The following is a 26,582-nucleotide window of genomic DNA, read 5'->3' on the forward strand; positions in this document are numbered from 1 at the left end:
GGGCTACGGGCTACGGGCCGCTTTCGCGGCCTTTTTTTCCGTCTGGGCAAGACGCGCAACCGCGGCGCTGGCCTTCATGCCCAAAGGGCAGCGCAAGCGGTGCATAGCCTCAAGCCATCTTGATCGCCTCGGCCGTCAAGGGCAGTCTGCGCAGCCTCTTGGAGGTGAGCGCGGCGACTGCATTGGCGATGGCCGGCACGACCACTGCGGTGGCCGGCTCACCGATGCCGCCGGGTGCCTCGGTGCTATCGACAAGCACGATGTCGATGGTCGGCACTTCATTCATGCGTACGAGCGGGAAGTCGTGGAAGTTGGTCTGCTGCACGCGGCCCTTGTCAACGGTGATCTCCTGCATCAGCGCGGCACCCATGCCGAAGATCACGCTGGACTGGATCTGCGCCTCCACCGTGTCGGGGTTGACCATGCGGCCCAGGTCGGCCGCCACGGTGACGCGATGCACCTTGACTGCCCCCTGAGCGTCAAGGCTGATCTCGGCCACCTGGGCCATGTAGGTGCCGTAGCCCTCCATCAGCGCGATGCCGCGGGCGCGGCCGGCCGGTAGCGCCTTGCCCCAGCCGGATTTTTCGGCGGCGAGTTGCAGCACCCGCACAAAGCGCGGCTGGCTGGCCACCAGCGACAGGCGGTACTCGTAGGGGTCCTTACCGGCCACCTTGGCCAGCTCGTCGATGAAGCTCTCGTTGGCAAAAGCATTGAGCAGGTGGCTGACAGAGCGCCAAAAGCCCACGCGCAGCCCCGCGTCGTGCTTGACCACGTCGTGCCGCGAGGCCGGAATCTCGTAGGGCGCAATCGCCGCCTCGATCATCGTCGGGTCTTGCACCGAGGCCGGGATGCCGAATGAGCGCATGCCCACGGATTGAGACGCCATGCGAAACGTCATGGCCGTCGGCTTGCCGTCAGCACCCAGGGCGGCAGCCAGGCTGTGCACCGCCAGCGGCCGGTAGAAGTCATGCGTCATGTCGTCCTCGCGCGACCACAGCAGCTTGACCGGCTTGCCCACGGCCTTGGAGATCTGCGCGGCCTGAATGACGAAGTCCATGTCTATGCGTCGGCCGAAGGCACCTCCGAGGAAGGTGGTTTCCAGTGTGATGTCCTCGGGCTTCACGCCCACTGCCGCGGCCACCGCGCGCTGCGCGGCGTCTTGCCACTGCGTGGGACCGATCAGGTGCACGCGCCCGTTGTCATAGTGCGCGGTGAAGTTCATCGGTTCCATCGCCGAATGCGCCAGCAGCTGGCTCACGTACTCGGCGCGCACCACGCGCGATGAGGCGGCAATCACGGCATCGGCATCGCCTTGCGCCTTGCCCAGTATCGGCGTGCCGCTCCCTAGCGCCGCCCGCGTGCCGGCCAGCATGGCGTTGTGGTCCAGCGCGGCGCCCGCGCCCTCGTTCCACTCGACGACCAGCGCCTTGCGCGCCTGGTTGGCGCGCCACCAGCTGTCGGCCACCACCGCCACGCCGTCGGGGATCTGCACCACGTCCACCACACCCGGCATGCCCTTGGCCTTGAATGAATCGACGCGCTTGACGGTGCCGCCGATCACCGGGCATTGCTCCAGCGCCGCGTATAGCATGCCAGGCAGTTTGACGTCGACGCCGAAACGCGCCGTGCCGTTGACCTTGGACGGTGTGTCCAGGCGACGCGTGCGTTTGCCGACGATGCGGAAGTCCTTGGGGTCCTTCAGAAGCGGCTTCTCCGGCACCGGCATCGTGGCCGCCGTGGCCGCGAGTTCGCCGAAACTCGCCTTGCGCCCTGCCGGGCCGGTGACATAGCCATTGCCCGGCTGGACCTGATCGCGCGCAACCGCCCAGCGGGCGGCCGCAGCGCTGGCGAGCATCTCGCGCACTTGTGCACCTGCGATACGCAGGCGCTCCCAGCCCTCGCGCACAGAGGTGGAGCCGCCCGTGAGCTGCGTACCGCGGAACAGCGCATTGCCGTAGGCCTTGGCGTTGGCCGGGGCGAACGCGACCCTGACACTGGCCAGATCCACGCCCAGCTCTTCGGCCAGCAGCATAGGCAGCGAGGTGTACACGCCCTGCCCCATCTCGGAGCGGGCGGTGATGAGGGTGATGGTGTTGTCGTCGGCGATGTGCACCCAGGCATTGGGCGTGTGCAAGGTGCCGGCTGCTTTGGCATCGCGCAGGCCCGGCAGGCTCACACCGAGCAGCAGGCCGCTGGCGAGGGCGGAGGTCTTGAGAAAGTCGCGGCGCGAGGCAATGGCATTGTTCATGGTGTGTTCCTCAGGCTTTGCGCAGCATCACGGCGGCATCCTTGATGGCGGCCTTGATGCGCGGATAAGTGCCGCAGCGGCACAGATTGCCGCTCATGGCCTGGTCGATGTCGGCGTCACTCGGGTTCTTGTTGCGTGACAGCAGCGCCGCGGCGCTCATGAGCTGACCCGACTGGCAGTAACCGCACTGCGGCACGTCGTGCTTGATCCAGGCTTTCTGCAGCGGATGGCTGTTGTCGCGCGACAGGCTCTCCACGGTCGCCACCCGCTTGCCTGCCGCTGCCGACAAAGGGGTCTGACACGAGCGCACGGGTTGGCCGTCCAGGTGCACAGTGCAGGCGCCGCACAAGGCCATGCCGCAGCCGAACTTGGTGCCGGTCAGGCCGATCTCGTCGCGAATGACCCACAGCAAGGGGGTGTCGGGCTCGGCGCTGGCCGAGACGGCCTTGCCATTGAGGTTGAATTTCACGCTCATGAGGTTTTCTTTCCTTTTCTATCGATCGAAACGGCGCATCAACTCCACGCCTGCCAGCCAGTTGCGCCGCGCGGCCTCCCCCAGCGGGAGAGGGAGTGAAAGTCACTTGGGCCTGATCGCATCGGCCGTTCCCTGGATGAAGGCCTTGATCTTCTCCACTTCGTCGGCGCTGAGCTTGCCGGTGAAATCGGGCATGCCGCGCGACATGGCGGGGCCCTTAAAGACGAACTTGTCCAGGTTCTCGATGTATGCCTTGTCCATGTAGCCGAGGTTGGGCAGATTTCCACCTTTTTGCACGCCTGGGAAGCCGTGGCAAAAAATGCAGTTGCTGATGTACAGCGCCCGGCCTGGGTTGACATCCTCGGCCTTGTATTTCACGCCGGACACCAAACCGCCCAGGTTGTAGGCGACGAACGCAGGCATCGGCGCCTTGCCACCCACTGCGAAGGTGTACACGGTGCCGGGTCCCTTACGGTCGGTGTGGCGGCTGGACTGCCCATACATCCCGCCCCAGCCCACGGCGATGGAAACGTACTGCTTGCCATCAACGATGTAGCTCACCGGCGCGGCCACAACGCCGGTGCCGGTGGGTGTTTCCCACAGCGGTCTGCCGTCGCGCGCGTCGAATGCTATGAAGCGGCCGTCCGCGGTGCCCTGGAACACCAGATTGCCGGCGGTGGTGAGCGTGCCGCCGTTCCATGGTGAACCATGCTCATGCGTCCAGACCGCCTTCTGGTGGACCGGGTCCCAAGCCACCAGCCTGCCGAAGGGTTTGCTCGCAGGCGGTTGCGCATTCGCGTAGACGGCCATGTTCCAGCCCAGGTTGCTGAAAGGCGCGCCCGGCTGAGCCATGTTGAGCTTCCAATCCTTGTTGTCCATCATCGTCATCGGAAGGCTCTGCGCGGGCAGGTACACGAGGCCCGTGACCGGATTGAAGGACATCGAGTGCCAACCGTGAGCGCCATAGGCGCTGGGGATCATTTCGCGCGGCCGGTCGCCTGCTCGGGCCAGGGCAGTCTCGATCGGCCGTCCCTTGTCGTCGTAGCCGGTCGCCCAGTTCACCGGGGCGAAGTTCTTCGCCGAAAGAAACTCGCCAGTGATGCGGTCGATCACGAAGAAGAAGCCATTCTTCGGCGCATGCAGGATGACCTTGCGCGACTTGCCAGCGAGGGTCAGGTCCGCCAGGATGATCTGTTGTGTCGCCGTGAAATCCCACTCTTCGCCAGGCGTCTCCTGGTAGTGCCAGACGTACTTGCCGGAATCGGGGTTGAGCGCGACGATTGACGACAGGTACAGGTTGTCGCCGCCGGCGGGACTGCGCTTGCTGCGCGCCCAGGGCGTGCCGTTGCCGGTGCCCACGTACATCAGGTTCAGTTCGGGGTCGAATGCCATCGCGTCCCAGGCGGTGCCGCCGCCGCCGGCTTCCCACCACTTTCCAGCCGGATCCCAGGTCTTGGCGGCGCGCGCCATCGACTCGTCCTCGAAGGGCTTGGACGGGTCGCCGGGAACGGTGTACCAGCGCCACTTCTGCTCGCCCGTGTTGGCATCGTAGGCGGTGATGTAGCCGCGCACCCCGTACTCGGCGCCGCCGTTGCCGATGATCACCTTGCCATTGAAGACGCGTGGCGCCCCAGTGATGGTGTAGCTGCGCTTGTGGTCTTCGACGGTGTCCTGCTCCCATACCTTGCGGCCGGTGCCCGCGTCCAGCGCGATCAGCCTTCCGTCAAAGGAGGCTACGAACACCTTCCCCTGGTACAGCGCGACACCGCGATTGACCACGTCGCAGCAGCCCTTGTAGCCCTCCTCGCGCGGCACCTTCGGGTCGTAGGTCCACAGCCGCTTGCCGTTGCGCACGTCGATCGCGTGCACGATGCTCCACGAGGCGCTGACGTACATGACGCCGTCCACCACCAGCGGCGTGGCTTCAACACCGCGCGTGGATTCGAGATCGTAGGACCACGCCAGGCCCAAGTCCTTGACGTTGGACGTATTGATCTGCGCCAGGCGCGAGAAGCGCGTCTCCGCATAGTCCAGGCCGTGGCTAGGCCACTCCTCGGTGGTGGCGGCATTGCCCCGGATAAAGGCAGTGTCGACTTTGCGAGCGGGCGCTCCGCTGTCCGGCGCCGCCAATGCGCAAAGTGCGAACGCAGCCAGCAGCGCAGCGGCGAGCCGCGGCTTGAATATGGATTTCATCGGAAGTCTCCTGTCGATCTGTTGCATGTTCTGCCGGGCCGCGGGTCCCGCGCCATTTTCGAAATGTGGGGGCGGCGGGATATCGCGAGCTTTCGCGATAGGGTTTGCTCGGGTCGCTTTTTAGATAGCCCTATTGACATGACAAATAGGCTAATCTATATTTCAATCGGAAGGGATGGGGAAATCCCCATCCGCCTGAGCCCGAGGATTCGCTTCAAACCCAACGCGCCGCCGTCACCGCCTTCGCTCAAGTTGCCGAGTGACCGTAGCTCACCGTTCAGAAAGAGACTTCCATGACCACCCGCTTCGGCAAGTGCAGTTCTCTCGCGGACCTGTACGTGCGCACCTGCCGCTGGAAAGGCGCGAACACGCTGTTCTCCGACGACCAGGACACCCGTTACACCGGCGAGCAATCTCTGGATCGCAGCCTGCGTTTCGCCTCCGCATTGCGCAGCGCCTCACTGGCGCCGGGAGATGTGGTGGCCTTCATGTGCCTTGGTTCGGCCGCGCATGCGGTTTCATGGTTCGGCGCAATCGCAGGGGGCTACGTGGCTTCCAGCCTGCACGTGCGCAACGACTCGGTTGAGCGAATCGCCGAAATGTTGAAGTGGTTGGGCGCCAAGCTCGTCGTGCACGATGCGGCCTTCGCTTCGCTTATCCATGCCGCAGTGCAGGAATGCGGCCTGCCGATCCGAACGCTTGCGCTCGATGACGAGCCCGGCACCTGGGAATCGTTCATCGGCAGCGCCTCCCCGCTCGACTACGAACGTCAACGCCCGGACGCAGCATCGCTGGCGTCCATCGTTCTCTCATCGGGCAGCACTGGCCAACCGAAGGGCGTCATGCACAGCCAGGCCACGCTGCTGGCCTGTGCTGTCGCCGGTCCGGGGATCCTGGAGGGCATCCGCAGGCACGACACGCTCATGCTCACCATGAACCCATCGTTCGCCGGCTGGGTGATGTTCGTGCTGCCGGCGATAGCCGGCAAATCCCGCCTGCACTTCGTCCGCCGCTTCGATCCGGCCCAAGTGCTGGAGCTGGTCGAGCGCGAGCGCGTCACGATCCTGCCCATGGTGCCCACCATGTGGCGCATGGTGCTCGATCTCGATACGACGAAACGGGACTTGACCAGTTTGAGACTGATCGGCGTCGGCGGCGAATCACCCACCGCGGACGACGTCACACGTTTGACGACACGTATCTGCAAACGCATTGCCCCAGGTTACATGGCCGGCGAATCAGGCAACGGCTGCGCGGTCATGATTACCGCCGAAGATCTGGTCGACGGCCGAAAGATCGGCTCGACCGGTCTGCCGACGGTAGGTGCTGATGTGCGCATCGTCGACCCCGACGGTTCAATCGACGATGTGCTGCCTCCCGGCGAGACTGGTGAGATCGTCGTCACTGGATCGTCGGTGGCGCTCGGCTATTGGCGTGACCCAACGTTGACCGACAAGAAGTTCATCGACGGCTGGTGGCGCAGCGGTGACCTGGGTCACCTCGACGAGGATGGCTATCTTTGGGTCAACGGTCGTTCCGACAACGTCATCAATACCGGCGGCATCAAGGTCCATGCCGAGGAGATCGAGGCGGACATCATGAGCCATGAAAATGTCGCCTCATGCGTGGTCGTGGGACGCACCGATGCGAAATTCGGGCAGCGGATCGTGGCGTACGTCGTTGCGAAGGGCGCGGGACTGACTTCAGACGATCTGAAGTCGTACCTGAAAGACGTTCGCAAGCTAAGCGGCTACAAAGTACCGAAAGCATTTCACTTTCTCAGCGCCCTGCCTACCGGCCTCACCGGCAAGGTCGATCGCCGCGCCCTGCGTGACCGGAGCGAGCCCGAATGAGCACAGGTCCTTTGACTGACCTCACGGTCATCGAATTCGCAGGCCTCGGTCCCGCCCCCTATGCAGCAATGCTGCTGGCCGACATGGGTGCGACAGTGATCCGCATCGAACGGCCCGACGCTCAACCCGCATCAGCAACTGCCATCTCGCAGCGAGGCCGTTCCCAGCGGTATGCGGCCGACCTGAAGAACCCGGAGGACCTCGCCCATGTGCGCGGCCTTGCCCGCAACGCGGACGCACTGATCGAGGGTTTCCGTCCCGGCACGATGGAACGCCTGGGCTTGGGCCCGGATGTCCTGTTGAAAGAAAATCCGCGCCTGGTGTACGGGCGGGTCACCGGCTGGGGTCAAACAGGCCCCTTGAAGTCCACCGCCGGGCACGACATCAACTTCATCGCCGTGACCGGTGCGCTTGCTGCCATCGGACCCCGCGATCGTCCCGTTCTTCCGCTCAACCTCATTGGAGACTTCGCCGGCGGATCCATGTTTCTGGTGTCCGGCATGCTCGCCGCCTTGATGGCCGCACGGCGCACCGGACAGGGCCAAGTGGTCGATGCAGCGATGTGCGACGGCGTCATCTCGTTGATGACTGCCATCCACGAGCAGGTCGCCGATGGGCAATGGACCGAAACGCGCGAGTCGAACCTCTTCGATGGCGGCCTGCCGCATTACCGCAACTACGAATGCGCCGACGGCAAGCACATCTCGATCGGGCCGCTCGAAGAACCGTTCTATGTGCGGCTGTGCGAAGCCATAGGGCTCGTACCGCCACCGCAACGCGACGATCCTTCGCATTGGCCCGCCCTGCGCGCATCGTTCGAGCAGATTTTCAAGACGCGTACGCGCGATGAGTGGGCAACGCTGCTGGAGAGCGGCGACCATTGCCTCTCTCCCGTGCTGGGCATTTCGGAGGCACCCCGGCACCCGCACCTGGCAGCCCGTGGCTCGTTCATCGATGTGGACGGTGTCGTCCAGGCCGGTCCGGTGCCGCGCTTTTCCAAATATGCCGCGCAGCCGAGCGCCGGTGTGCGCGACCCGGTGCCGATCGCACACGCGATGGCCGCCACGGCTGCAGGCTGAGTTTTTCTCGGGCGGCGCCGTCCGCCATTTTTCTTCTTATCTAACAGGAGCTTCCCATGAGCAAATCGCGAAACGCAAAATATTGGCATGACTTCCAAGTCGGCGAAGTCATCGAGACGTCGGGCCGAACCATCGAGAGCGGCGACGTCAACTTGTTTGCCGGCCTGTCGGGCGACTTCAATCCCGTCCACGTGAACCAGGTCTATGCCGAAAAGGGAATGTTCGGCGTGCGCATCGGCCACGGCCTGCTCACCCTCGCGGTGACTTCGGGCCAGATGAACCAGACCGGCATGTTCGAAGGCACGACGATTGGCTTCCTCGGCATGGACAACGTGCGCTTCTCCAGCCCGGTTCGATTCGGCGATACGGTTCTCACGTCGGCGACGGTCACGAGCACGCGCGAATCGAACAAACCCGGTCGTGGCGTGGTGGCGATGACGATCACCACCAAGAACCAGCGCGGCGAAACCGTGCTCACGTACGACCAGGCCCTGCTGATGGCCGGCAAGCCCGCCTGACGAGTCGGACCGCGATGAACGCCGGCCGCCCGCTGCCCGTACCCACGCCTGAGACCACCCATTTCTGGGAAGGTACCCGTCTGGGTGAACTTCGCCTGCAGACCTGCCGGGACTGCGGCAATACCTACTTCCCTCCCCGCCCCTTTTGCCCGGGGTGTGCTTCGAGGAATGTTGGAGTCATTCGCGCCAGCGGGCGCGGGTCGCTGCACAGCTACGTGATCTCGCATCTGCCCGCGCCGGGCTTCGAGCCGCCTTACACCATTGCCGTGGTGAAGCTGGACGAGGGGCCGAAGATGATGACGAACATCGTTGGAACGCCTTGTGATCCTGCCTTGTTGCAGCTTGACCATCCGGTGGAGGTCACCTTCGAGGCACTCAGCGAGAAGATCACTTTGCCCATGTTCAAACTCACCGGGGGTTCGCAATGAAGCGGGCGCGCGCAGCGGTCATCGGCGCCGCCGAAACTACTGAAATGGGGAAGCTGCCCCATATGTCTCAATTGCAGCTGCATGCGGATGCCGCGCTGAACGCGCTCGCTGACGCGGGCCTGAAGCCGTCCGACATCGATGGCATCGCTACCGCGGGCGAAACTCCGGAGTCGCTCGCGCTGTACCTGGGAATCACGCCAACGTGGATCGACGCCACGGGCGTGGGTGGGTGTTCCTTCCTGATGCATGTGCGGCACGCAATGTCGGCCATCGAGTCGGGGCTGTGCCGGCACGTCTTGATCACTCACGGCGAAAGCGGGCGGTCCCGCGTCGCGGCCTCCGGTTTTCCACATCCGATTCCCGGTAGTCTGCCGCAGCAGTTCGAGACGCCCTATGGCACCTTCGGGCCGCCGACGATGTTCACCCTGCCGGTTCTGCGCTATCTCAAGGATCGCGGTTACGAGCAGGAAGACCTCGCCCGCGTGGCCGTTGTCCAGCGCGAATGGGCCGCGCTCAACCCGCGTGCCAGTCAAAAGGCCCCGATCACCGTCGAAGACGTGATGTCTTCGAAGATGATCGCGTACCCCTTCCGGATGTTGATGTGCTGCCTGGTCACGGACGGCGGCGGTGCCATCGTCCTGTCGGCCGCCGATCGCGCGGCCGACTTGCACGCACGGCCGGTCTATGTGATCGGCACCGGCGAAAGCGTCGAGGGCAACATGATCAGCCAGATGGAAGACTTCAGCTCGTCAAAGGCGTTCCGTGTGTCCGGCCGCAATGCGTTCGCGCAAGCCGGCATCACCCATGCCGATGTCGACCACCTGATGATCTATGACGCATTCGCGCATTTGCCGCTCTACGGACTCGAAGACCTCGGGTTCTGCGCACCTGGGGAGGCTGCAGCCTTCATCCGGGAAGGCCACACGCGCCCTGGCGGGCAGCTGCCGCTGAACACCAATGGCGGTGGGCTGAGTTACATGCACTCCGGCATGTATGGCATGTACGCGTTGCAGGAAAGCATCCGGCAGATGCGGGGCATTGCACCCGCGCAAGTTGAGGGGGCGAAGATTTCCGTCGCTCACGGTGTGGGCGGCATGTTCGCCGCCAGCTCCACGATCATCTTTTCCAACGAAAGAGCTTAGCGAAGGGTTCGCTCCGGCGTGGCCTGTCGTTCAGGTTGGTGACGCTTACGAGTCGCACCTCCTCGTGCCGGTCATTCCGGCATTGAGGCGGGATCAGGGCCTGGACTTCGCTTCCAGGCCCTTGAACAGGACCTCAAGCAGCGTGTCGCTGAGCGAGGAAACGGCGTCCGCACTGGTGGGCAACTCGCCGTAAACCTCCTTGAGCAGCCTGCTGAGCGTGAACGTCAGCACACACGCGCCAACGATGATGTTCGTGACGTCCCGCACGGGCAGCCCCCGGACCACCCCCGATTTGATCGCCGACTCGATCGCCGCATTGAAAGTTGCATAGCCACGGATCATGTAGCGCTTCGCGAGCCACTTGAGGCGCGGCGAGTCGTTCATCCCCTCATGAATCAGGATGCGCGTTAGATCGGGATCGGCTGCGTTGGCTGATATGAAGCGCCGGAGCATGACCTTTAACCGTGAGAGGTCGTCCACGTCGCGCAGGTCTTCCAGGTTCAGCGAAAACATGTTTCCCCGGACGTGCATGAGGTGTTCAACCGCTGCTTTCCAGAGCTTTTCTTTGGTGCCGAAGTGGTAATGCACCATCGACTGGGTCAGCCCGGCCGCGGTCGCGACCGCCCCCGTACTGACCGCATCGAAACCATGCTGCGCGAACAGTGACACGGCGGCTTCGAGCAAGCGCTCAGCCGGCACTTCCGACACCGGCGCAGCCGGAGGCGCAGCACGCCGTGAGGCGGATTTCACAGGAACAGGGGCGGCAGTGGCGGTCCGTTTCATTTCTGGGGATTGTAGATTATCAAATCGAATTTCCAGATAGATAAACCTACTCAGTCGGTCAACGTCGTAGACGAGTGTGACCGCGACCTAGTAGCTGGCTCTCTCCGCCCGCCGTGCTGAGCGCCGCGCCGAGCAGTCTGCGCGGCGCTTGCAGATGGGGCATTTCTAAAACGTGGAGAAAAGCTGCCCGCCGTCTATCACGATGCTTTGTCCGATGATGAAGCTCGCGTACTGGCTGCACAACAGCGCGCAAAGTGCGCCGACGTCCTTGGCGTCGCCAAGCTTGAGGGCCGGGATGCCCACCTGGGCGATCCACTTGTCCTCTTCCTGCTTGTATGTCGTTCCGTTCTCTTTTGACTGGGTCTCGAACCTTTGCTGCATGGCAGCGGTATCGAACATGCCCGGCAGAATGTTGTTGATGGCGACATTGCTCTTCGCAAGCCCACTGGAGATCGCGGCCGTGTAGTTGCACAAGGCGGCGCGGGGCGGCCCTGAAAGAAGGCGGCTCTCGTGCGGCCGTTTTGCCGCAATCGTGCCGATGTTGACGACGCGGCCGAAGCCGCGTTTCGCCATACCGCCGACAGTCGCCCGCATGAGTTCCACCGGGCCCAGCAGCGTGGTTGAAAGCGCGCTCATCCACTCGTCCGGTTCCGGATCCAGGTAGCTCTGGAGAAACCGCGGCGGCGAACAGGTGATAACGAGTATGTCGGGCTCGGGACAGGCCGCGAGCAGGCGGGCGCGGCCTTCAGGGGTACCATGGTCGGCGACCACAGGAACAACACGGACGCCGGTGGCCTGCGCAATCTCCCGAGCGGCCGCTTGCAATCGAGCCTCGCCCCTCGCCGATATGCAGACCTCGGCGCCTTCCCTGGCAAGCGCCAGGGCGCTTTCTTTTCCCATCCCGGCGCTGCCGCCCGCGATGATGGCCTTTTTTCCTTTGATCCCGAGTTCCATCTTCTATCCTTTCGGTGCATTGCGTTGAGCCATCACTATTCAGGCTTGATACCGGCCTCCTTGAAGGCTTGCGCGCCACGCGCTACGTCCTCCTCGATTCGCTTGGCGAGATCTTCGACATTGCCGCTCAACGGCCTGATCCCGCGGGACGCGATTTTTGTTTCCACAAATTCCTTGTTGGCGAGGACCGCCTGGATGTCGGCACTGATCTTGTTCACGACGGGACTGGGTGTACCGGCGGGCACAAATACGCCGTACCACAGTCTCGAGATGAGATAGGGGAAGCCTTGCTCGGCGGCCGTCTTGACATTGGGGAACTGCGGATGGCGTGAAGAACCCGTCATTGCGAGCACCTTGAGCTTTTTCGCCTGGATGAGCGGTTCGGCGACGTTGGTGCCCCCCATCCCCAACTGGATCTCACCGCCGGCCATCCCGCTTAGCACGGGTCCGATGCCCTTATAGGGTACGGCAAGCAAGTCGATTCCTTCCCGCTTGTTCAATGCCAGGAAAGCGAGGTCGGCCTGGCTGCCCTTCGAAAACGAACCGAAACTGAGCTGCTTCGGGTGCGCGCGAGCGTATGCCACGAGTTCCCGAAGGTCGTTCACCGGCAAGCTCTCGCTCGCGAGAAGGAACATTTCCGTCTGTGCCACGAGCGACACCGGCACAAAGCTCTTGTCAGGGTCGTACGGCAGCTTCGCATAGAGAAATCGATTGGCGACGAACGTAAAGTCGCCCGTTGCCAAGATCGTGTATCCGTCTGGCGGGGCTTTGGCCACGAACTCGGCGCCTATCAGCGAATCTGCACCTGCACGGTTCTCCACGATGACTGGCTGCCCCCATTTGTTCGATAGCTCAACGGCAAGCGCTCGATACAGGATGTCCATGCCCCCGGGCGGATACGGCACAACGATTTTCACCGGCTTTTGCGGATACGGCTGCGTCTGCGCATTCGCACTAAAGCATGACAACACCAACCCGATCAAAACAAGCATCCACTTCATATCGTCTCCTTGGTTCTAAGGCAGTCCAACTGGTCCTTGACTGGTGTCAACAGACTTTTGTTTTTGCAGCTCTCGGGCAGCTTTCCATCCAGCAGCGCCAAGATGTTGGCGACCGCCCTACGCGGGATCTGCTCAATCATTTGCACCGTATGGCCGACTGAGTGCGGGGTCAGGATGACGTTGGAAAGCTGCCGGAACGGGTGGCTGGTGGGCAGCGGTTCAGTTTCGAACACGTCGAGGGCGGCGGCGCCCACCTGGCCGGACTGCAAAGCTTCCAATAACGCGTCCTCGTCCACGAGCCCGCCCCGGGCGGTATTGACAAGGAGCACACCACGCTTCATCAGTTGCAGACGGCCTCTATCCAGCCAATGCCTGTTGCCATCGTCCAGCCGGGTCATCAGCAGCACCACGTCGCTGGCGGCTAAAAGGTGATCGCTTGAAACCAATGAAATGCCGTCCTCGTTTTCCTGTGCCCTGCGGGTGTGCACCAGGATCGTGGCCTGCCAGCCCTTGAGGCGCTGAACGATCTCGCGCGTGATGCCGCCATAGCCCACGATGCCGACGGTGCGACCCTTCAACATGTTGCGATGCTGGACACGTTCGCCACCTGCGCGAAGCTCGGCTTCCGTTTCGCGCAACCGGTACAGCAACGCAAGCACGAGCATGATGGTCGCTTCGGCCATGCTCTCCCTGCTCTCGCGAATCTCCCCGTTGACCACGGGGATGGACCTGCGTGCGGCCTCCTCGACATCGATCCAGTCATAGCCGAGCAGCGGCGACACGATTCCTCGCAGCGCCGGCATCGCATCCATTTCCCTGGCCCCGCAGGGGATCATCAGGCAGACGAGCACGGTGGCTTGCGCCAACTCCGGAAAGTCCAGCAGGTCCTGGCTTTCGGTCGTGATGACGGCGGCCGAACGGCCAGCGTCCTCGAGCAATGACGCGATTTTCTTCATGAGCAGCCCGGCCCGCGTCGGTCCAACGATGAAGAGCATGTGTTCGCCCGAACCTGCTAGTTTCGAAACGATGGATCAATCCGGTCCAGCATTCGCAGCAGAGGCGGCCAGTCGCGCTGGTCGGCTTTGCCACGGTTTTCGTGAAACAGGTTTGAGGTCTTTTCGATTGCGTCCCGTGATGGCATCAGGGGTTTGACCCCGCTGCCAAGCGCCGCTACTTGCGCCTGGCAGGCGCGTTCGAGGTAGTACATCGTGCCGAAGGCCTCGGCAACCGTGCGGCCGCAGGCCAGCAGGCCGTGGTTCTCCAGAATCATGGCGTTGTGTTCGCCCAGGTCCTTCGCCAACCTCTCCCGCTCGGCGAGGTCGATGGCGATACCTTCATACGCATGCCGGGCAATGCGGTCGTGGAAACGCATCGCATGCTGCGTGATCGGAAGCAGCCCCTCGGGATGCGTTGACACCGCCATCCCTGCCGCCGTATGGGTATGCATGACGCAGCGCACATCGGGGCGCGCGGCGTGCACGGCACTGTGGATCACGAAGCCGGCGGCATTGATGCCGACTCCGGTCGGGTCCTCCAGAATTTCTCCGAATGCGCTGACCTTGACCAGGTTGGATGCGCAGACTTCTTCAAACAAGAGCCCGAAAGCGTTGAGCAAAAACGCCTCCCCGCCGTCAAGCCGTGCGGAGATGTGCGTGTAAGTCATGTCCGTCATGCGGAAATGCGCGGCCAATCGGTAGCACGCAGCCAAATCCGTGCGTATCGCTTGTTCACTTACCGCGTGGGACGACTTCGGATTGGTGTGGGAGGCAACTTCTGTCAGCATGTCTGGAGTCCTTCTCGCCGTGGGATTCGATCGCTCAGAGACCAAACAGGCGGCGCGCATTCCCGGATGCCACCTGTCGCTTGTCGTTCGGGCTAATCGGGCAGTTGTCAAACCATTCGGTGATTTCGCTCATCGACTCGTAGGGATAGTCGACCGCGAAGAGCACGCGGTCGACGCCGATCTCGCTGATCGTATGGAGCAGCCCCTGCGTGCGAAACGTCCCGGAAGTCGTCACATAAAAGTTGTCGCAGAAGTACTCCATCGGCGTGCGCAGATGCGTGCCGTGCGAGCCCGGCAATTGGTGGCGAAACCGATGCTCGACCCGGGGCAGCGAAAGCGCCAGACCTTCACCGAGGTGTCCGAGCATCACATTGAGTTTTGGAAAGCGGTCGAAGAGCCCGCTCAACATCAGCCGAAGCGCGTGGGTGGCAGTTTCGTGGCCGAAACCCCAGGCGGATCCGACGAGGCCCGGGTAGCCTTTGTAGGCTTTGCGTTGACTCGTGAGTGGCATGCGGGGATGGAGGTAAACCGGCACCTCCAACTCACTGACGGCCTCCCAGAAGGGCAAGACTTCCGGCTCGTCCAGGTATCGCGCGTTGTCGTCGCCCAAGTCGGTGAATCCGTTGACAAGAACGCCGACGCACCCGAGTTCCCTGCACGCCCTCTGCGCTTCCAGTGCCGCCTGTTCGGGATCTTGCAGCGCGACACAAGCAAAGGTCTTGAGGCGCGAGGGATCCCGCCTCGCCAATGTCTCGACCGCATAGTCATTCATGCGCCGCGCAAAATCGACGGCCGTTCGCGTGTCCTGAATACCTTGAACACCGGGCTGCGTCAGCGAGAGCACCGCGATGGAAATGCCGGCAGCATCCATTTCCTCCAGCCGGCGATCGACATCCTGCAGCCGCTGGTTCAAGTGGGCCAGGTAGTCGGCGTTGACAAACCCGAAGGTGGCGGGCGTATCGACTTCGGGCGACTCCCAGTGCTCTTCGATCGCAATCTTTCCTTGCATGTCAGTCCTTCACTCTGGTTTGATCCCGGCGGAGCGTACGAACTCCGCCACTGCAGTTACATCGCGCGCTATGCGCTGCCTGAGTTCTTCGGGCGAACTGCCCACCGGTGTCAGACCCACCTGAATCAGGTTCTTCTCTGCGAAATCCTTGCTTCTGACGACGTCCGCGAAGTCCTGGCTCAATTTCTTGACGACAGCCTCGGGCGTGCCTGGCGACCATCGCCACATCTCTGACAAGATGGTCATTGTGAATAGACTAACCTGTTTGGTCAATAGGTGTATTTAATACGCTTCCTCCGTGGAGTGGCCTCGATCTCCACCGCCATGGAACAACAACGCTTCGCGGAGATTCAATTCGCACCCACCTCTTCGTGGTGTGCAGGTGGGCGAGTTCTGCTCAACGGCGACTGGCCCGTACGGCGCGATGCCGCTCGCGGACATGGGAGCGGAGATCGTCAAGAGAGAACCGCGATGACGGCCTGGGGCAGCGGCCACCACTCAATTGCGGTTTCGCGAGTACCGGCTGAGCCGATTCGCTCGGGCAACGCCCGACAAGCCGGTCGAGCGTTTCTTGGAAAGCGGCAGGACATTCACCCTCGCGCAGTTGGAGGGCCAAAGCAAGCGCAGCGCACGCTGAGCGCATGCGCGGAGCACTGCATCGGCGCGGACATGACCGTGCAGCCACGAAGGTTTCAAGTACACGAGGCTCCAAACGCGGCGCCTCGGACAAAGTCATTGGCGCAGACGCAACCCGTAGCGGTCAGGAACCCACTTCGTGGCACTTCCAAGCAAGTGATGGCGCCGCGCTGCAATCACCAATGGCTATGTTCCGAGAGACTGGGGGCCTCAATAGCCCACCCTTCCACGGAGACACAAAATGCCCGTCATTGTTTGCGAATGCAAGGCCGGAATCCAAGCTGGCGTCAAGGCCAAGATGGCCGCCGAGTTCACCAGCGCGATCAGGGAAATCATCCTCTCGCCGCTCGACCTGATCAGCGTCGTCTTCCATGAAGCCACCCCCGAGAACACCTACCGTTCGGGGGAGGCCACTTCCGAAACGCTGATCTTCTGCCACATACGTGATGGGCGCAGCGACGGCGCCGTGCTGTCGCTGGCCAAAAGGGTGAGCTCGATCTGGAGCGCGTGCACCGGAGCGTCAGAGGACGAAGTCGAGGTTCTCGTCGCGCTTTATCCCGCCAAATACGTCGTGCGTGGCGGTGAACGCCTGCCCGAAGCCCCTCGCGTGTGAGGGTGGGGCAGCCTGCGCTGCATCCTGAACCTCGTACTGAAAAAATATAAGGAGACAAGTCAATGAAGCCAACCCGCCCAATAGATGTTCACAACCTGGCCGACGAGGCCAAGTTCAACAGCTTTCACTGGTCCGTGCTGCTGTGGTGTTTCGTGGTCCTAGTGCTCGACGGCTATGACCTGGCGGTCGCTGGCATCGCGCTTCCGTCGATCATGAAGGCGATGAATGTCGAGGCCGCGACCGCGGGATTCATGGCCAGTTCAGCGCTGTTCGGCATGATGTTCGGTGCGATCGCGCTCGGCGCGATGGCCGACAGGATTGGCCGCCGCTGGGCGATCTCGATCTGCGTATTCATGTTCAGCGTCTTCACCGCGGCGGCCGGGTTCACCAACGATCCGATTACCTTCAGCGTGATGCGCTTCCTCGCCGGGCTCGGCATTGGCGGCGCGATCCCGACTGCGGCCGCGCAGATGACCGAATACTCACCAAAGAAGGTGCGCAGCTTGATGGTCACGCTGATGTGCTGCGGCTACGCGGCCGGCAGCATCCTCGCCGCGCTGCTCGGAAAGCAGTTCATCGAGACCTACGGCTGGCAATCGGTGTTCATTGCCGCGGGCGCCCCTGTGGTGCTGATTCCGTTCATCCTGAAGTATATGCCTGAATCCCTGCCGTTCCTGATCAAGCAGCACGACGACACGCGTCTGCGCGAAGTGATCCGGAAGATGCGGCCGGACATGCGGCTCGAGTCGCACGAGGAGTTTCTCGTTCCAGCTGAGGACAAGGCCGAAGGTCCGGCCGTAGGCGGGCTGTTCCTGGACGGCCGCGGCTTTAGCACGTTGATGTTCTGGCTCGCTTTCATGACCTGCCTGTTCATGCTCTATGCGCTCAGTTCCTGGCTGGTCAAGCTGATGGGCATGGCCGGCTACAGCCTCGGTTCCGCGCTGAATTTTCTGCTCGCCTACAACGCCGGTGCGGTCGTGGGCGCCGTCGGTGGCGGATGGCTGGCCGACAAGCTCAACATCAAGTGGGTGACGAGCGGATTCTTCGCGGTCGCCGCAGTCTCGCTGACGCTGCTCGGTTACGGCACTCAGCCGCTGTTCCTGATCATTGCCATCGTCGGCGCGTCGACGCTGGGCACACAGATCCTGCTGTACGCGTATGCCGGGCAGTTTTACCCGACTTCGATCCGCTCGACGGGACTCGGCTTTGCTTCGGGGGTCGGGCGCATCGGCGCGATCGCGGCGCCGATCATGATTGGACTGCTGGTCTCGATGAAGCTGCCGCTGGTGCAGAACTTCCTCGCGATTGCAATTGCCGCGGTGATCGGCGGTGTCGCGGTTGCTCTGATCAAGCAAAGGCCATCGATCTCTTCGCACAGCCACGAAACGAGCGCCGTCGGCCAGCGGCCTTGATGCTCGGCCTGCTAAGGGCGGCATAGAGTGCGGCGGCCGTCTGCGTCTCATCGGACACGACGTCTCGGAGCAACTGGAGTACGTGCCCTCGCGCTTCAAGGTGGTCCGGCATGTGCGGCCCAAGCTCGCGTGCGTTGCTTGCGAAGGGCGTTGTTGCATAACCCTGCGGGAGTGGCCTTCGATCGTGGTTAGGCTAAGCAGATGAGCAAGCCACCGCGGGCGAAGTACCGCACGACGAATTGGAGTGAGTACAACTAGGCGCTCAAGCGCAGGGGATCATTGATGGTTTGGCTCGATGCCGACCTTCAATGGCAGGCTCCTGCCAGTGGTCGCTCAGGCCGGCCCACTGTGTTCAGCGATGCTGCGATCCAGTTCTGCCTGACCTTGAAGTGCATGTTTGGGCTGGGCCTGCGCCAGGCTACGGGCCTGGCCGAGAGCCTGATCAAGTTGGCCCACTTAGACTGGGTCGTGCCCGACTACAGCACCTTGTCGCGGCGTCAGAAGACATTGAGTGCGGCCATTGCCACGCGCCGCAGCAGCGCGGGCCTACACCTGCTGATCGACAGCACCGGCGTGAAGATGCTGGGCGAAGGCGAGTGGAAGTCGAAGAAGCACGGTGCCGACTACCGTCGGCAGTGGCGCAAGGTGCACCTGGGCATTGATGCACAGACGCTGGAGATCCGAGCCATCGAGATCACAGACAACGCCATTGGCGATGCGCCGATGTTGCCGGAGTTGCTGGCGCAGATTCCTGCGGACGAACAACTGCATTCGGTGAGCGCCGATGGCGCCTATGACACCAAAGCGTGCCACGAGGCCTTCACCAGTCGGCAGGCTGCGGCGATCATCCCCACACGCAAGAACGCCAAGCTTTGGGCGGATGGCAAAGCTGGGGCGCAGGCAAGAAACGAAATCCTGAGGGCGACGCGCAAGCTGGGCCGTTCAATCTGGAAGAAGTGGAGCGGCTATCACCGCCGCAGCCTGGTGGAGACCAAGATGGGGTGCTTCAAGAGACTGGGCGAGCGCGTAATGGCACGGGACTTCCAGAGGCAGGTGACCGAGCTACAGGTACGGGCATCGATCCTCAACAGGTTCACCAGTCTAGGAACGCCTGAGACTGTACGCGTGGCATAGCTGCGTCTGGGGTAAGGGGAGCCTCGCCTTGAATTCGGGTTATGCAACAGCGCCCTCCTGCGCGCCCACTCGCCTGAGCCGTCCTTGCCGTATGAGGCTTTGGGAGCCTCCACAAACCGGACGTACAACTCGCCAGGACCTATTCTTTTGCCGTAGCCGTGCAGTTCGCCTTTCCAGCACTGCACTATTCAAGAAAAAGGTCCGAAATAACGGACCGCAGCCAGCGGTTGGCCGCATCTTGCTGGTATCGGTCATGCCAATGCTGCTTGATCGCGAAGGCTGGCAGATCGAAGGGGGGTGCCAGCAGTTTCACATTAGCGATCCGGACCAGCGTCTCAGCTACGCGCTGCGGCACGGTCACCATCAGGTCCGTGCTTGCGACAAGGCTACCTATGCCGAGGTAGTTGGGGAGCCGAAGGGCAACGTTGCGGTGAATGCCAAGGCGTTCCAGCTCTTCCTCCACCAAGTTCTGTCCGGTGCCAGGAGCAGTAACCAACACGTGGTTCTCTCGCTTGAACATGGCCTGCGTGAGCCGTGAATGGATGCGCGGGTGGTCGCGACGTACCACGCACGAGAAGTCCTGCTCGAAGAGCTTCTGCTGGTAGAAGCCAGCCTCCAACTGCGGCATGAACCCGACTGCCAAGTCCGCCTCCCCGGATTCGAGCATCTTGGGCGTCAGCCCGGAGATGTGCGTGATCTCCACGTTGACCCCCGCCGCGATGTCGCGTAGCCGGTTGATGAGCGCAGGCACGAGGACCAGGTGGGTGATGTCAGTCATGCAGATCCGAAACGTCCGCTGCACCTTCGCCGGGTCGAACACCGCCTGCTGCTTTGTGATGCCGCGCAGAAGTTCCAAAGCTTGCCGGATCGGCACCACCAGAGATGTGGCGTGGGGGGTGGGTTGCATGCCGTCCGAGGTCCGAACGAACAACGGATCACCAAAGTGGCGCCGCAATCTTGCCAGCGCAATGCTGATAGAGGACTGCGCCACGCCAAGGTTCTCGCCCGCCCGTGAGACGCTGCGTGTCTTGTAAACCTCGTCGAAAACGGTGAGCAGCTTCAGGTCCATTATTTAGATTCCCGTTTTTGGCTATTCGGAGTATGGCATTGTCGGAATAGTCAGCCGAAACGAGAATTTTGGCAATTCAGGACTAACCGAGACAAATCCATGCAGAGCGCCCAGCCAGCCACCTTGAACGAGCCCAGTCGTGACACCCCCGTCTGGGGTGAGTACGACGTTGTCGTATTGGGCGGTGGCCCAGCGGGCATCGCAGCCGCCACCGCTTCCGCACGGGCTGGCCAGTCCACCCTACTGATCGAGAGCTACGGCTTCTTGGGCGGCATGGGTACGGCCGCTGGTGTAACAAACTTCTGTGGTTTGCACGCCAACGTGCACGGCACGATTAAACAGGTGGTGCACGGCGTCACGGACGACCTCCTGGCCCGCATCAGCGCTCTTGGCGGCCTGAATGAGCCGCACGTGATCTTCGGCAACAAGATCGCCGCGCAAGCGTATGACAACGCGGCCTTTAAGGTCGCCGCCGATGACCTCGTGCTCGACAGCGGGGCGCAACTGCTGTTCCATGCCAATCTGGTCGGGGTTCTGATGAACAACCCCAGCCAGATCCGTGCAGCGCTGATCGAAACCAAGTCGGGCCGCTACGCGGTCCTCGCCAAGACGTTCATCGACTGCTCGGGCGATGGCGACCTCGCAGCATTCGCGGGCGCACCGTTCGAGAAGGGCACGAGCGGCCACGATATGATGTACCCCTCCACAATGTTCCGAGTCAACGGCGTGGACGCTGCCGTGGCAGGTGATGCGTACAACAAGTTCGGCGGCTTGATGGACGAAGCCGAGAAGCTCGGCCGGAAGTTCCCCCGCAAGACGCCGATCATCCGCCCGCAGAAGAACCCTGCTGAGTGGCGAGCGAACGTGACCCAGCTGGCAAACGCCGACGGTTCCCCCGTGGACGGCACCAACGCTGGGCAGCTGAGCGATGCGGAAGTGCAAGGGCGCCGGCAGATCGTGGATTTCTTCCAGTTCCTGCGCGAGTCGGCGCCTGGATTCCAGAACTCCTACATCTTGGAGATCGCGCCACAGGTCGGCGTGCGGGAAACCCGCCGCGTCGTGGGCGAGTACCAGTTGACCGAAGAAGACGTCCTGCAGTGCGCCAGCTTTGACGACAGCATCGGCGTGAACGGCTGGATGATCGAGGAGCACGTCGCCGGGAACATAGCCTTCAAGTGGCAGGATATCCCCAACAGCAGAGGCTTCAACCACCTGCCCTACCGCATGCTGCTGCCGCTGCAGGTCGACAACCTGCTGATTGCGGGGCGCTGCGCATCCATGACGCACATGGGTCAATCGGCTGCGCGGGTCTCTGGTGGCTGTTTCGTCATGGGCCAAGCGGCCGGCACCGCGGCCGCCCTTGCGGTCCAGGACGGCATTCGCCCACGAGACCTTGACGCCAAAGTCCTGCAGCGCCGCCTTGAAACCGATGGCGCTTACCTCGGCCTAGACAAGCACTGAGTCAAAAAAATTACAGGAGACAACTATGAAAACCAAACGCACGCTACAACGCCGCAGAAACATTCTTGCCCTTGGAGTTGCCGGCGCCACCCTGGCTTTGAGCGGATGCGCTGCCCCACTGTCCATGAAAGAACACTTCGTCCTCGTTCATGGACAGTGGCACGGCGCCTGGTGTTGGAGCAAGGTTGTGCCGCTGCTTCAGGCACAAGGCCATCGCGTGACGGCCATCGATCTACCCGGTCGCGGCGGTGACGTGCAGGATCTCGCAAAGCTGACGCCTGCCGACTATGTTGCGGCGGTCACCCGCGTTCTGGACGCGGCGCCGGAACCCGTCGTTCTGGTTGGCCACAGCCTGGGCGGCGGGACCGTATCGCTCGCCGGCGAAGCCCGCCCGGACAAGATCAAGCGCCTGGTCTACCTCACTGCCTTCCTGGTACCGCCGGGCAAGACCATGGGCTCCATCGCTATGAGTGACAAGCACGCCCTCACAGCCAAGGCGGTGCGCCGTGATGCGCAGACCGGCCTATCCAGTCTGGATCCAGCCTTCGTCCGCGAGGTTTTCTACCAAGACTGCTCCGACGCCGACGTTGCGATGGCAACTCGGATGGTCACAGCCGAATCCGGCGCCATGGGCCGCGCCCCGATCCTGGTCACTCCCGAGCGCTACGGCCGCATCAAGCGCGTCTATGTCGAATGCTTGCAAGACCGGGCGATCAGCCTTTCCGTACAGCGAGCCATGGTCGCTGCCATGCCCTGCGAAAAGGTTCTCACGCTGAACACCAGCCACTCACCTTTCTTCTCGGATCCGGCCGGCGTGGTCCAGGCTTTGACTTCAAGCTGAGAAGTTCGGCGAGAGGGACGAACGATCCCTTCGCTTACCCGATGAATAAATCTGGAGACATGATGAAAAGACGCAAACTGAACCTTCTGGCGTTGGCTGCTGCGATGACCGCGACCGTTCCGCTTGCACACGCACAGGCCTCTGCACCGACCTGGCCGACGAAGACGGTACGCATCCTTGTGGGTTTCCCTGGGGGATCGACGCCTGACATTGTGGCGCGAAGCTTGGCCGAGCCCTTGTCGAAGGTGCTGGGCCAGCCGGTGATCGTTGAGAACAAGGCAGGCGCGTCAGGAAACATCGCGGCCGATCAAGTCGCCAAAGCCACGGACGATCACACGATCGGGATTGTCATCAACGGCAACCTGACGTCGGCCAAGATGCTGTATCCGAAGTTGCCATATGACCCCGCCACGGACTTCAGCTATCTCTCGCTGCTCGCAACCGCGCCGTTGGTACTCGTAGCACCCGCGAACGCGCCGGAAGGCGCTGCCTTTTTCGCCGCTGCCGCCAAGGCCGGTGACAAGTGGAACTACGGGTCGGTCGGCACCGGCTCTGTGGGCCACCTAGGCATGGAAGTGCTGAAGAGCAAGAGCAAGGGCTTGCTGCCGATGCACATCCCGTTCAAGGGCAACCCTGAAGTCATCACAGGGCTGCTGGGCGGCGAGATTCAGATGGGTCTTGTGCCCCCCGGCATTGCCATGCCCCAGGTCAAGGCAGGCAAGCTCAAGGCGATCGGGTTGGCGGGCGGGCGCAGCGCTGTGGTCCCGGAAGTGGCACCGTTGGCCGATGCAGGCGTGCGCGATTTCAACCTGGAAGTGTGGACAGCCCTTGTTGGGCCCGCAAAGCTCTCGAAGGCGGCGCAGGATCGGCTCAACGCCGAGGTGCCGAAGATCATTCGCAGCGAAGAGACGCGCCAGAAGCTCCTTGGTCAGGGCTGGCAGGCGCTTGATACTTCGCCCGAAGGCCTGAGAACGCGCATCAAGGAAGAGGCTGCGACCATGAGCAGCATCATCTCGGCTCGCGGCATCAAGCTGGAGTAATACGCGGCGCAAGCCACTGCGCAAACGCGCGTTCGACATCGCGAGATCATGCAAGGTTCGGTCCGGTTTTGCAGACCATCCCTAGAGGATGTTGCTATCCCTTGCCATGCGACGACGGACTGCTGGCGCCCGCGAGCCGCGCGATCTGAAAAACACTCTCTGGCGAAACTTGAACATAGTCATTCAGCCCCCCGGAACGCATGATCGGATACGCCTCGGCCGTCTGATAAACGCCGTCTTTCAGAAGTGTCATGTCGATGTACACGCCCACCACTTCGCCCAGCACCAGCCAGCCACCTACCTTTTCGCCCGCGGTGTTTCGGAATTGCACGATATCGATCACCTTGCATTCCATGGCTGCGCGGCTTTCGCCCACCCGCGGGACGTTGACCATGCGGCCCGCCACCGCTGTGAGGCCGGCGAATGGGAATTCGTCCTCTCCATGCGGAAGCGGTGCCGAGGTCTGGTTCATCTGATCACCCAGTTCGCGCGTGACCAGGTTCCAAGTGAACTCGCCCGTTTCCGATGCGTTTTGAACGCTGTCTTTCCAGGCGATCGAAGAGAATCCGATGATCGGTGGATCGTAGTTGAACGCATTGAAGAAGCTGTAGGGTGCGAGATTGACCCGACCCTGGGCGTCGCGTGACGAGATCCAGCCGATGGGCCGCGGCGCCACCAGCGCATTGAGCGGGTTGTGGCTCAGCCCGTGACCCTTGGCGGGCTCGTAGTAGTGAAAGTCTCGAACGGTCATCTAAGGGCCTTTTCTGTGGCGGCGTTATTGCGCCACCAGATGAAGAGTCTTGGCGATGTTGATGAACTTTTCGTTCTCCGCGCGCAAGAAGGTCGCTGCCTGCGGGGGCGTCATTGAGTCCAGCTTGCGCAATCCCTGCGCGGTTGCGAGCGCCAGGAATTCCGGACTGTCGTTCCATTCTCGAAAGGCCGTGCTCAGGCGCGCTGCGACAGAATCGGATATGCGTGCGGGCGCGAACAGGCCGGTCCAAATGCCGAACTCGAAGTTCTTGAACCGAGCGTCCTCGCTCAACGTCGCCAGGTTCGGCAGGAGCGGATGCCGCTTGGGGCTGGCGATGGCGATGGCCTTGATGCGTCCTGTCTGAATCATTCCCAGAATTGGTCCCGCAAGAGGGACAAAGGCGAGGTCTACCTCGCCGCCGCCAACGGCCGTGGCGATTGGAGCGATGCCTTTGTACGGCACCTCCAGCAACTTGGCGCCGACACGCCCCTGGAATTCAGCGGCCGCGAGATGAGCGAGCGTGCCTTGTCCCCAATGGGCAACGGAAAGCTCCTTCGCGCCAGGCTTTTGCAACTGTTCGACGAGTGCGTTGAGGGTGTTGAAAGGTCGGTCGGGATGGCTGACGAGGACCATGTCCGCAATCCCGAACGAACCAATGAGCTTGAAGCTGTCGAACGTGTACTTGGCCGAAGCAACCGTGAGCGGCGCCACCACGAAGTCCGGACCGGCGGTTGCGAGCAAGGTGTATCCGTCGGGCGACGCGTTCAGCACGTTCATCGCCGCGATGGAGCCGTTCGCGCCAGGCATGTTGTCAACCAGAAGAGACTGTCCAAGGGCGCGCTGCAGCACGGGTACGGATGGCCGCACTGAGGCGTCCACGCCAAACCCGGCAGGATAGGCGACCTTGATCAGGATGGGCTTGCTCGGATAGGACTGCGCGTTGGCGGTGGCTGCGGCACCACAAAGCGCGGCCGCAACAAGGGCGGTATCAAAGAGTCTGCGAATCAGTGTTTTCATGTTTGTCTCCGTGCGCCAGTCGAAAAGGCCGGCAAAGTGTTATTTCAGTCATGTCTTGGATGCTGCACAGTCAATCCTGAGGCGGTGGCCCGCCCTTCAGGGCAACGGTTCAGCGCACCATTCGCGTCCCAGCCCTGCAGGACCTTGAGAGCGCTCAACTCGGGGATAACTGCGGCAGCTGGATCGTCCAAGCTCAACCTGCCCTGCTCGACCAGCTGCATGGCTTCGGCGCTCGTGATCGGCTTGGTCATGGAGGCGATGAGCATGCACCGGCCAAGAACGGCAAGGTGGTGTGACTGAAGGGTCATTCGTTGGGGCTTAGTCAGCTGCGTCAGCTCCGAGCCTGGGTGCACATTTTTGAGAGTGTGATCAGTCTTCAAACCATCAAGTTGTCTCCAATTTCGCGAACCAGCGTGACATCGCCTACGTAACAGAACGATCGTTTATTAAACGAAGGCTATGTCATCACCCGCCTTGCGTCAACAAGGATTTCCTCCATGGAATCGGTGAAGCACTGAGCGCATGCGCGGAGCACTGCATCGGCGCGGACATGACCGTGCAGCCACGAAGGTTTCAAGTACACGAGGCTCCAAACGCGGCGCCTCGGACAAAGTCATTGGCGCAGACGCAACCCGTAGCGGTCAGGAACCCACTTCGTGGCACTTCCAAGCAAGTGATGGCGCCGCGCTGCAATCACCAATGGCTATGTTCCGAGAGACTGGGGGCCTCAATAGCCCACCCTTCCACGGAGACACAAAATGCCCGTCATTGTTTGCGAATGCAAGGCCGGAATCCAAGCTGGCGTCAAGGCCAAGATGGCCGCCGAGTTCACCAGCGCGATCAGGGAAATCATCCTCTCGCCGCTCGACCTGATCAGCGTCGTCTTCCATGAAGCCACTCCCGAGAACACCTACCGTTCGGGGGAGGCCACTTCCGAAACGCTGATCTTCTGCCACATACGTGATGGGCGCAGCGATGGCGCCGTGCTGTCGCTGGCCAAAAGGGTGAGCTCGATCTGGAGCGCGTGCACCGGAGCGTCAGAGGACGAAGTCGAGGTTCTCGTCGCACTTTATCCCGCCAAATACGTCGTGCGTGGCGGTGAACGCCTGCCCGAAGCCCCTCGCGTGTGAGGTCAATGCAGT

General features: G+C 62.3%; 25 protein-coding genes and 3 pseudogenes. 14 read left to right on the top strand and 14 right to left on the bottom strand.

The genetic code is table 11. The annotated features are described in order from the left end of the window. Nucleotides 1-109 precede the first annotated feature (109 nt). The 3 genes from ACAM55_RS30295 to ACAM55_RS30305 all read right to left on the bottom strand — a co-directional run bounded on the left by ACAM55_RS30295 (nucleotide 110) and on the right by ACAM55_RS30305 (nucleotide 4,916). Nucleotides 110-2,248, bottom strand: coding sequence for a molybdopterin cofactor-binding domain-containing protein (locus ACAM55_RS30295; protein ID WP_369656935.1), 2,139 nt, complete (start codon nucleotides 2,246-2,248; stop codon nucleotides 110-112). Between the two features lie 10 nt (nucleotides 2,249-2,258). Then, complete coding sequence (locus tag ACAM55_RS30300) at nucleotides 2,259-2,723, bottom strand: (2Fe-2S)-binding protein (protein WP_369656936.1); 465 nt, start codon at nucleotides 2,721-2,723, stop codon at nucleotides 2,259-2,261. A 102-nt stretch (nucleotides 2,724-2,825) separates the two neighbouring features. Continuing rightward, nucleotides 2,826-4,916: a PQQ-dependent dehydrogenase, methanol/ethanol family gene (locus ACAM55_RS30305; RefSeq protein WP_369656937.1), complete on the bottom strand. Its 2,091-nt coding sequence runs from the start codon at nucleotides 4,914-4,916 to the stop codon at nucleotides 2,826-2,828. A 293-nt stretch (nucleotides 4,917-5,209) separates the two neighbouring features. Here ACAM55_RS30305 and ACAM55_RS30310 point away from each other — a divergent pair, with 293 nt between their 5' ends. The 5 genes from ACAM55_RS30310 (at nucleotide 5,210) to ACAM55_RS30330 (ending at nucleotide 9,936) form a co-directional block, all read left to right on the top strand. Further along, nucleotides 5,210-6,769, top strand: a complete 1,560-nt coding sequence (locus ACAM55_RS30310; RefSeq protein WP_369656938.1) for a class I adenylate-forming enzyme family protein — start codon at nucleotides 5,210-5,212, stop codon at nucleotides 6,767-6,769. A 68-nt stretch (nucleotides 6,770-6,837) separates the two neighbouring features. Then, nucleotides 6,838-7,848 (top strand): CaiB/BaiF CoA transferase family protein, encoded by a 1,011-nt coding sequence (locus ACAM55_RS30315; RefSeq protein WP_369656939.1) that lies wholly within the window; start codon nucleotides 6,838-6,840, stop codon nucleotides 7,846-7,848. A 56-nt stretch (nucleotides 7,849-7,904) separates the two neighbouring features. Further along, nucleotides 7,905-8,366 (top strand): MaoC/PaaZ C-terminal domain-containing protein, encoded by a 462-nt coding sequence (locus ACAM55_RS30320; RefSeq protein WP_286546165.1) that lies wholly within the window; start codon nucleotides 7,905-7,907, stop codon nucleotides 8,364-8,366. A gap of 14 nt (nucleotides 8,367-8,380) precedes the next feature. Continuing rightward, complete coding sequence (locus tag ACAM55_RS30325) at nucleotides 8,381-8,794, top strand: Zn-ribbon domain-containing OB-fold protein (protein ID WP_369656940.1); 414 nt, start codon at nucleotides 8,381-8,383, stop codon at nucleotides 8,792-8,794. Further along, entirely contained in the window at nucleotides 8,791-9,936 is a 1,146-nt protein-coding gene (locus ACAM55_RS30330; RefSeq protein ID WP_369656941.1) for a thiolase, read from the top strand. Before ACAM55_RS30325 ends, ACAM55_RS30330 begins: the two co-directional genes overlap by 4 nt. 93 nt (nucleotides 9,937-10,029) lie before the next feature. Here ACAM55_RS30330 and ACAM55_RS30335 read toward each other — a convergent pair whose 3' ends face one another. From ACAM55_RS30335 to ACAM55_RS30365, 7 genes are all read right to left on the bottom strand, one after another. After that, complete coding sequence (locus ACAM55_RS30335) at nucleotides 10,030-10,719, bottom strand: TetR/AcrR family transcriptional regulator (RefSeq protein WP_369656942.1); 690 nt, start codon at nucleotides 10,717-10,719, stop codon at nucleotides 10,030-10,032. Nucleotides 10,720-10,884: 165 nt separating this feature from the next. After that, complete coding sequence (locus ACAM55_RS30340) at nucleotides 10,885-11,673, bottom strand: SDR family oxidoreductase (RefSeq protein WP_369656943.1); 789 nt, start codon at nucleotides 11,671-11,673, stop codon at nucleotides 10,885-10,887. Between the two features lie 35 nt (nucleotides 11,674-11,708). Further along, a complete protein-coding gene (locus ACAM55_RS30345; RefSeq protein WP_369656944.1) occupies nucleotides 11,709-12,674 on the bottom strand; it encodes a Bug family tripartite tricarboxylate transporter substrate binding protein in 966 nt (321 codons plus the stop codon). Then, the gene (locus tag ACAM55_RS30350; RefSeq protein ID WP_369656945.1) at nucleotides 12,671-13,669 is read right to left on the bottom strand and encodes an NAD(P)-dependent oxidoreductase; all 999 of its coding nucleotides are present in this window, start codon (nucleotides 13,667-13,669) and stop codon (nucleotides 12,671-12,673) included. The genes ACAM55_RS30345 and ACAM55_RS30350 overlap by 4 nt, the downstream gene beginning before the upstream one ends. A 17-nt stretch (nucleotides 13,670-13,686) precedes the next feature. Beyond that, nucleotides 13,687-14,457 (bottom strand): class II aldolase/adducin family protein, encoded by a 771-nt coding sequence (locus ACAM55_RS30355; RefSeq protein WP_369656946.1) that lies wholly within the window; start codon nucleotides 14,455-14,457, stop codon nucleotides 13,687-13,689. 34 nt (nucleotides 14,458-14,491) lie between these two features. Beyond that, nucleotides 14,492-15,466 carry an amidohydrolase family protein gene (locus ACAM55_RS30360; RefSeq protein WP_369656947.1) on the bottom strand — a complete coding sequence of 325 codons (975 nt, stop codon included), beginning with the start codon at nucleotides 15,464-15,466 and terminating at the stop codon, nucleotides 14,492-14,494. A 9-nt stretch (nucleotides 15,467-15,475) separates the two neighbouring features. Further along, complete coding sequence (locus ACAM55_RS30365; protein WP_369656948.1) at nucleotides 15,476-15,739, bottom strand: hypothetical protein; 264 nt, start codon at nucleotides 15,737-15,739, stop codon at nucleotides 15,476-15,478. Nucleotides 15,740-15,848: 109 nt separating this feature from the next. Between ACAM55_RS30365 and ACAM55_RS30370 the strand changes: the two genes are divergently transcribed. The 5 genes and pseudogenes from ACAM55_RS30370 to ACAM55_RS30390 all read left to right on the top strand — a co-directional run bounded on the left by ACAM55_RS30370 (nucleotide 15,849) and on the right by ACAM55_RS30390 (nucleotide 19,261). Beyond that, on the top strand, nucleotides 15,849-15,941 hold the full coding sequence (locus ACAM55_RS30370; protein WP_369656949.1) for a CoA transferase: 93 nt from the start codon (nucleotides 15,849-15,851) through the stop codon (nucleotides 15,939-15,941). 402 nt (nucleotides 15,942-16,343) lie between these two features. Then, entirely contained in the window at nucleotides 16,344-16,715 is a 372-nt protein-coding gene (locus ACAM55_RS30375) for a hypothetical protein (protein ID WP_286622308.1), read from the top strand. A gap of 62 nt (nucleotides 16,716-16,777) precedes the next feature. Further along, nucleotides 16,778-18,127 (top strand): MFS transporter, encoded by a 1,350-nt coding sequence (locus tag ACAM55_RS30380; RefSeq protein ID WP_369656950.1) that lies wholly within the window; start codon nucleotides 16,778-16,780, stop codon nucleotides 18,125-18,127. 28 nt (nucleotides 18,128-18,155) lie between these two features. Further along, nucleotides 18,156-18,260 (top strand): annotated as a pseudogene (locus ACAM55_RS30385) (IS66 family transposase zinc-finger binding domain-containing protein); the annotation flags it as partial. 68 nt (nucleotides 18,261-18,328) lie between these two features. After that, nucleotides 18,329-19,261, top strand: a pseudogene (locus ACAM55_RS30390) (IS5 family transposase). A gap of 184 nt (nucleotides 19,262-19,445) precedes the next feature. On the opposite strand, the gene ACAM55_RS30395 reads toward ACAM55_RS30390, so the two are convergent. Continuing rightward, nucleotides 19,446-20,330, bottom strand: coding sequence for a LysR family transcriptional regulator (locus ACAM55_RS30395; RefSeq protein ID WP_369656951.1), 885 nt, complete (start codon nucleotides 20,328-20,330; stop codon nucleotides 19,446-19,448). A gap of 99 nt (nucleotides 20,331-20,429) precedes the next feature. Between ACAM55_RS30395 and ACAM55_RS30400 the strand changes: the two genes are divergently transcribed. Genes ACAM55_RS30400 through ACAM55_RS30410 form a run of 3 tightly spaced genes read left to right on the top strand, consistent with a single transcriptional unit; the run spans nucleotide 20,430 to nucleotide 23,672 of the window. Next, a complete protein-coding gene (locus ACAM55_RS30400) occupies nucleotides 20,430-21,791 on the top strand; it encodes an FAD-dependent oxidoreductase (RefSeq protein ID WP_369656952.1) in 1,362 nt (453 codons plus the stop codon). 25 nt (nucleotides 21,792-21,816) lie between these two features. Next, entirely contained in the window at nucleotides 21,817-22,632 is an 816-nt protein-coding gene (locus ACAM55_RS30405; RefSeq protein ID WP_369656953.1) for an alpha/beta fold hydrolase, read from the top strand. Nucleotides 22,633-22,691: 59 nt separating this feature from the next. Further along, complete coding sequence (locus tag ACAM55_RS30410) at nucleotides 22,692-23,672, top strand: Bug family tripartite tricarboxylate transporter substrate binding protein (RefSeq protein ID WP_369656954.1); 981 nt, start codon at nucleotides 22,692-22,694, stop codon at nucleotides 23,670-23,672. A 94-nt stretch (nucleotides 23,673-23,766) separates the two neighbouring features. Here ACAM55_RS30410 and ACAM55_RS30415 read toward each other — a convergent pair whose 3' ends face one another. The 3 genes and pseudogenes from ACAM55_RS30415 to ACAM55_RS30425 all read right to left on the bottom strand — a co-directional run. Next, the gene (locus ACAM55_RS30415; protein WP_369656955.1) at nucleotides 23,767-24,423 is read right to left on the bottom strand and encodes a flavin reductase family protein; all 657 of its coding nucleotides are present in this window, start codon (nucleotides 24,421-24,423) and stop codon (nucleotides 23,767-23,769) included. Between the two features lie 24 nt (nucleotides 24,424-24,447). Further along, the gene (locus ACAM55_RS30420) at nucleotides 24,448-25,440 is read right to left on the bottom strand and encodes a tripartite tricarboxylate transporter substrate binding protein (protein WP_369656956.1); all 993 of its coding nucleotides are present in this window, start codon (nucleotides 25,438-25,440) and stop codon (nucleotides 24,448-24,450) included. Between the two features lie 116 nt (nucleotides 25,441-25,556). Beyond that, a pseudogene (locus ACAM55_RS30425) lies at nucleotides 25,557-25,700 on the bottom strand (serine hydrolase); the annotation flags it as partial. Between the two features lie 498 nt (nucleotides 25,701-26,198). On the opposite strand from ACAM55_RS30425, the gene ACAM55_RS30430 reads away from it, so the two are divergent. Further along, complete coding sequence (locus tag ACAM55_RS30430) at nucleotides 26,199-26,570, top strand: hypothetical protein (protein WP_286622308.1); 372 nt, start codon at nucleotides 26,199-26,201, stop codon at nucleotides 26,568-26,570. Nucleotides 26,571-26,582 lie beyond the last annotated feature (12 nt).

This window comes from Variovorax sp. V213 (genome assembly GCF_041154455.1).
GTDB lineage: Bacteria > Pseudomonadota > Gammaproteobacteria > Burkholderiales > Burkholderiaceae_C > Variovorax.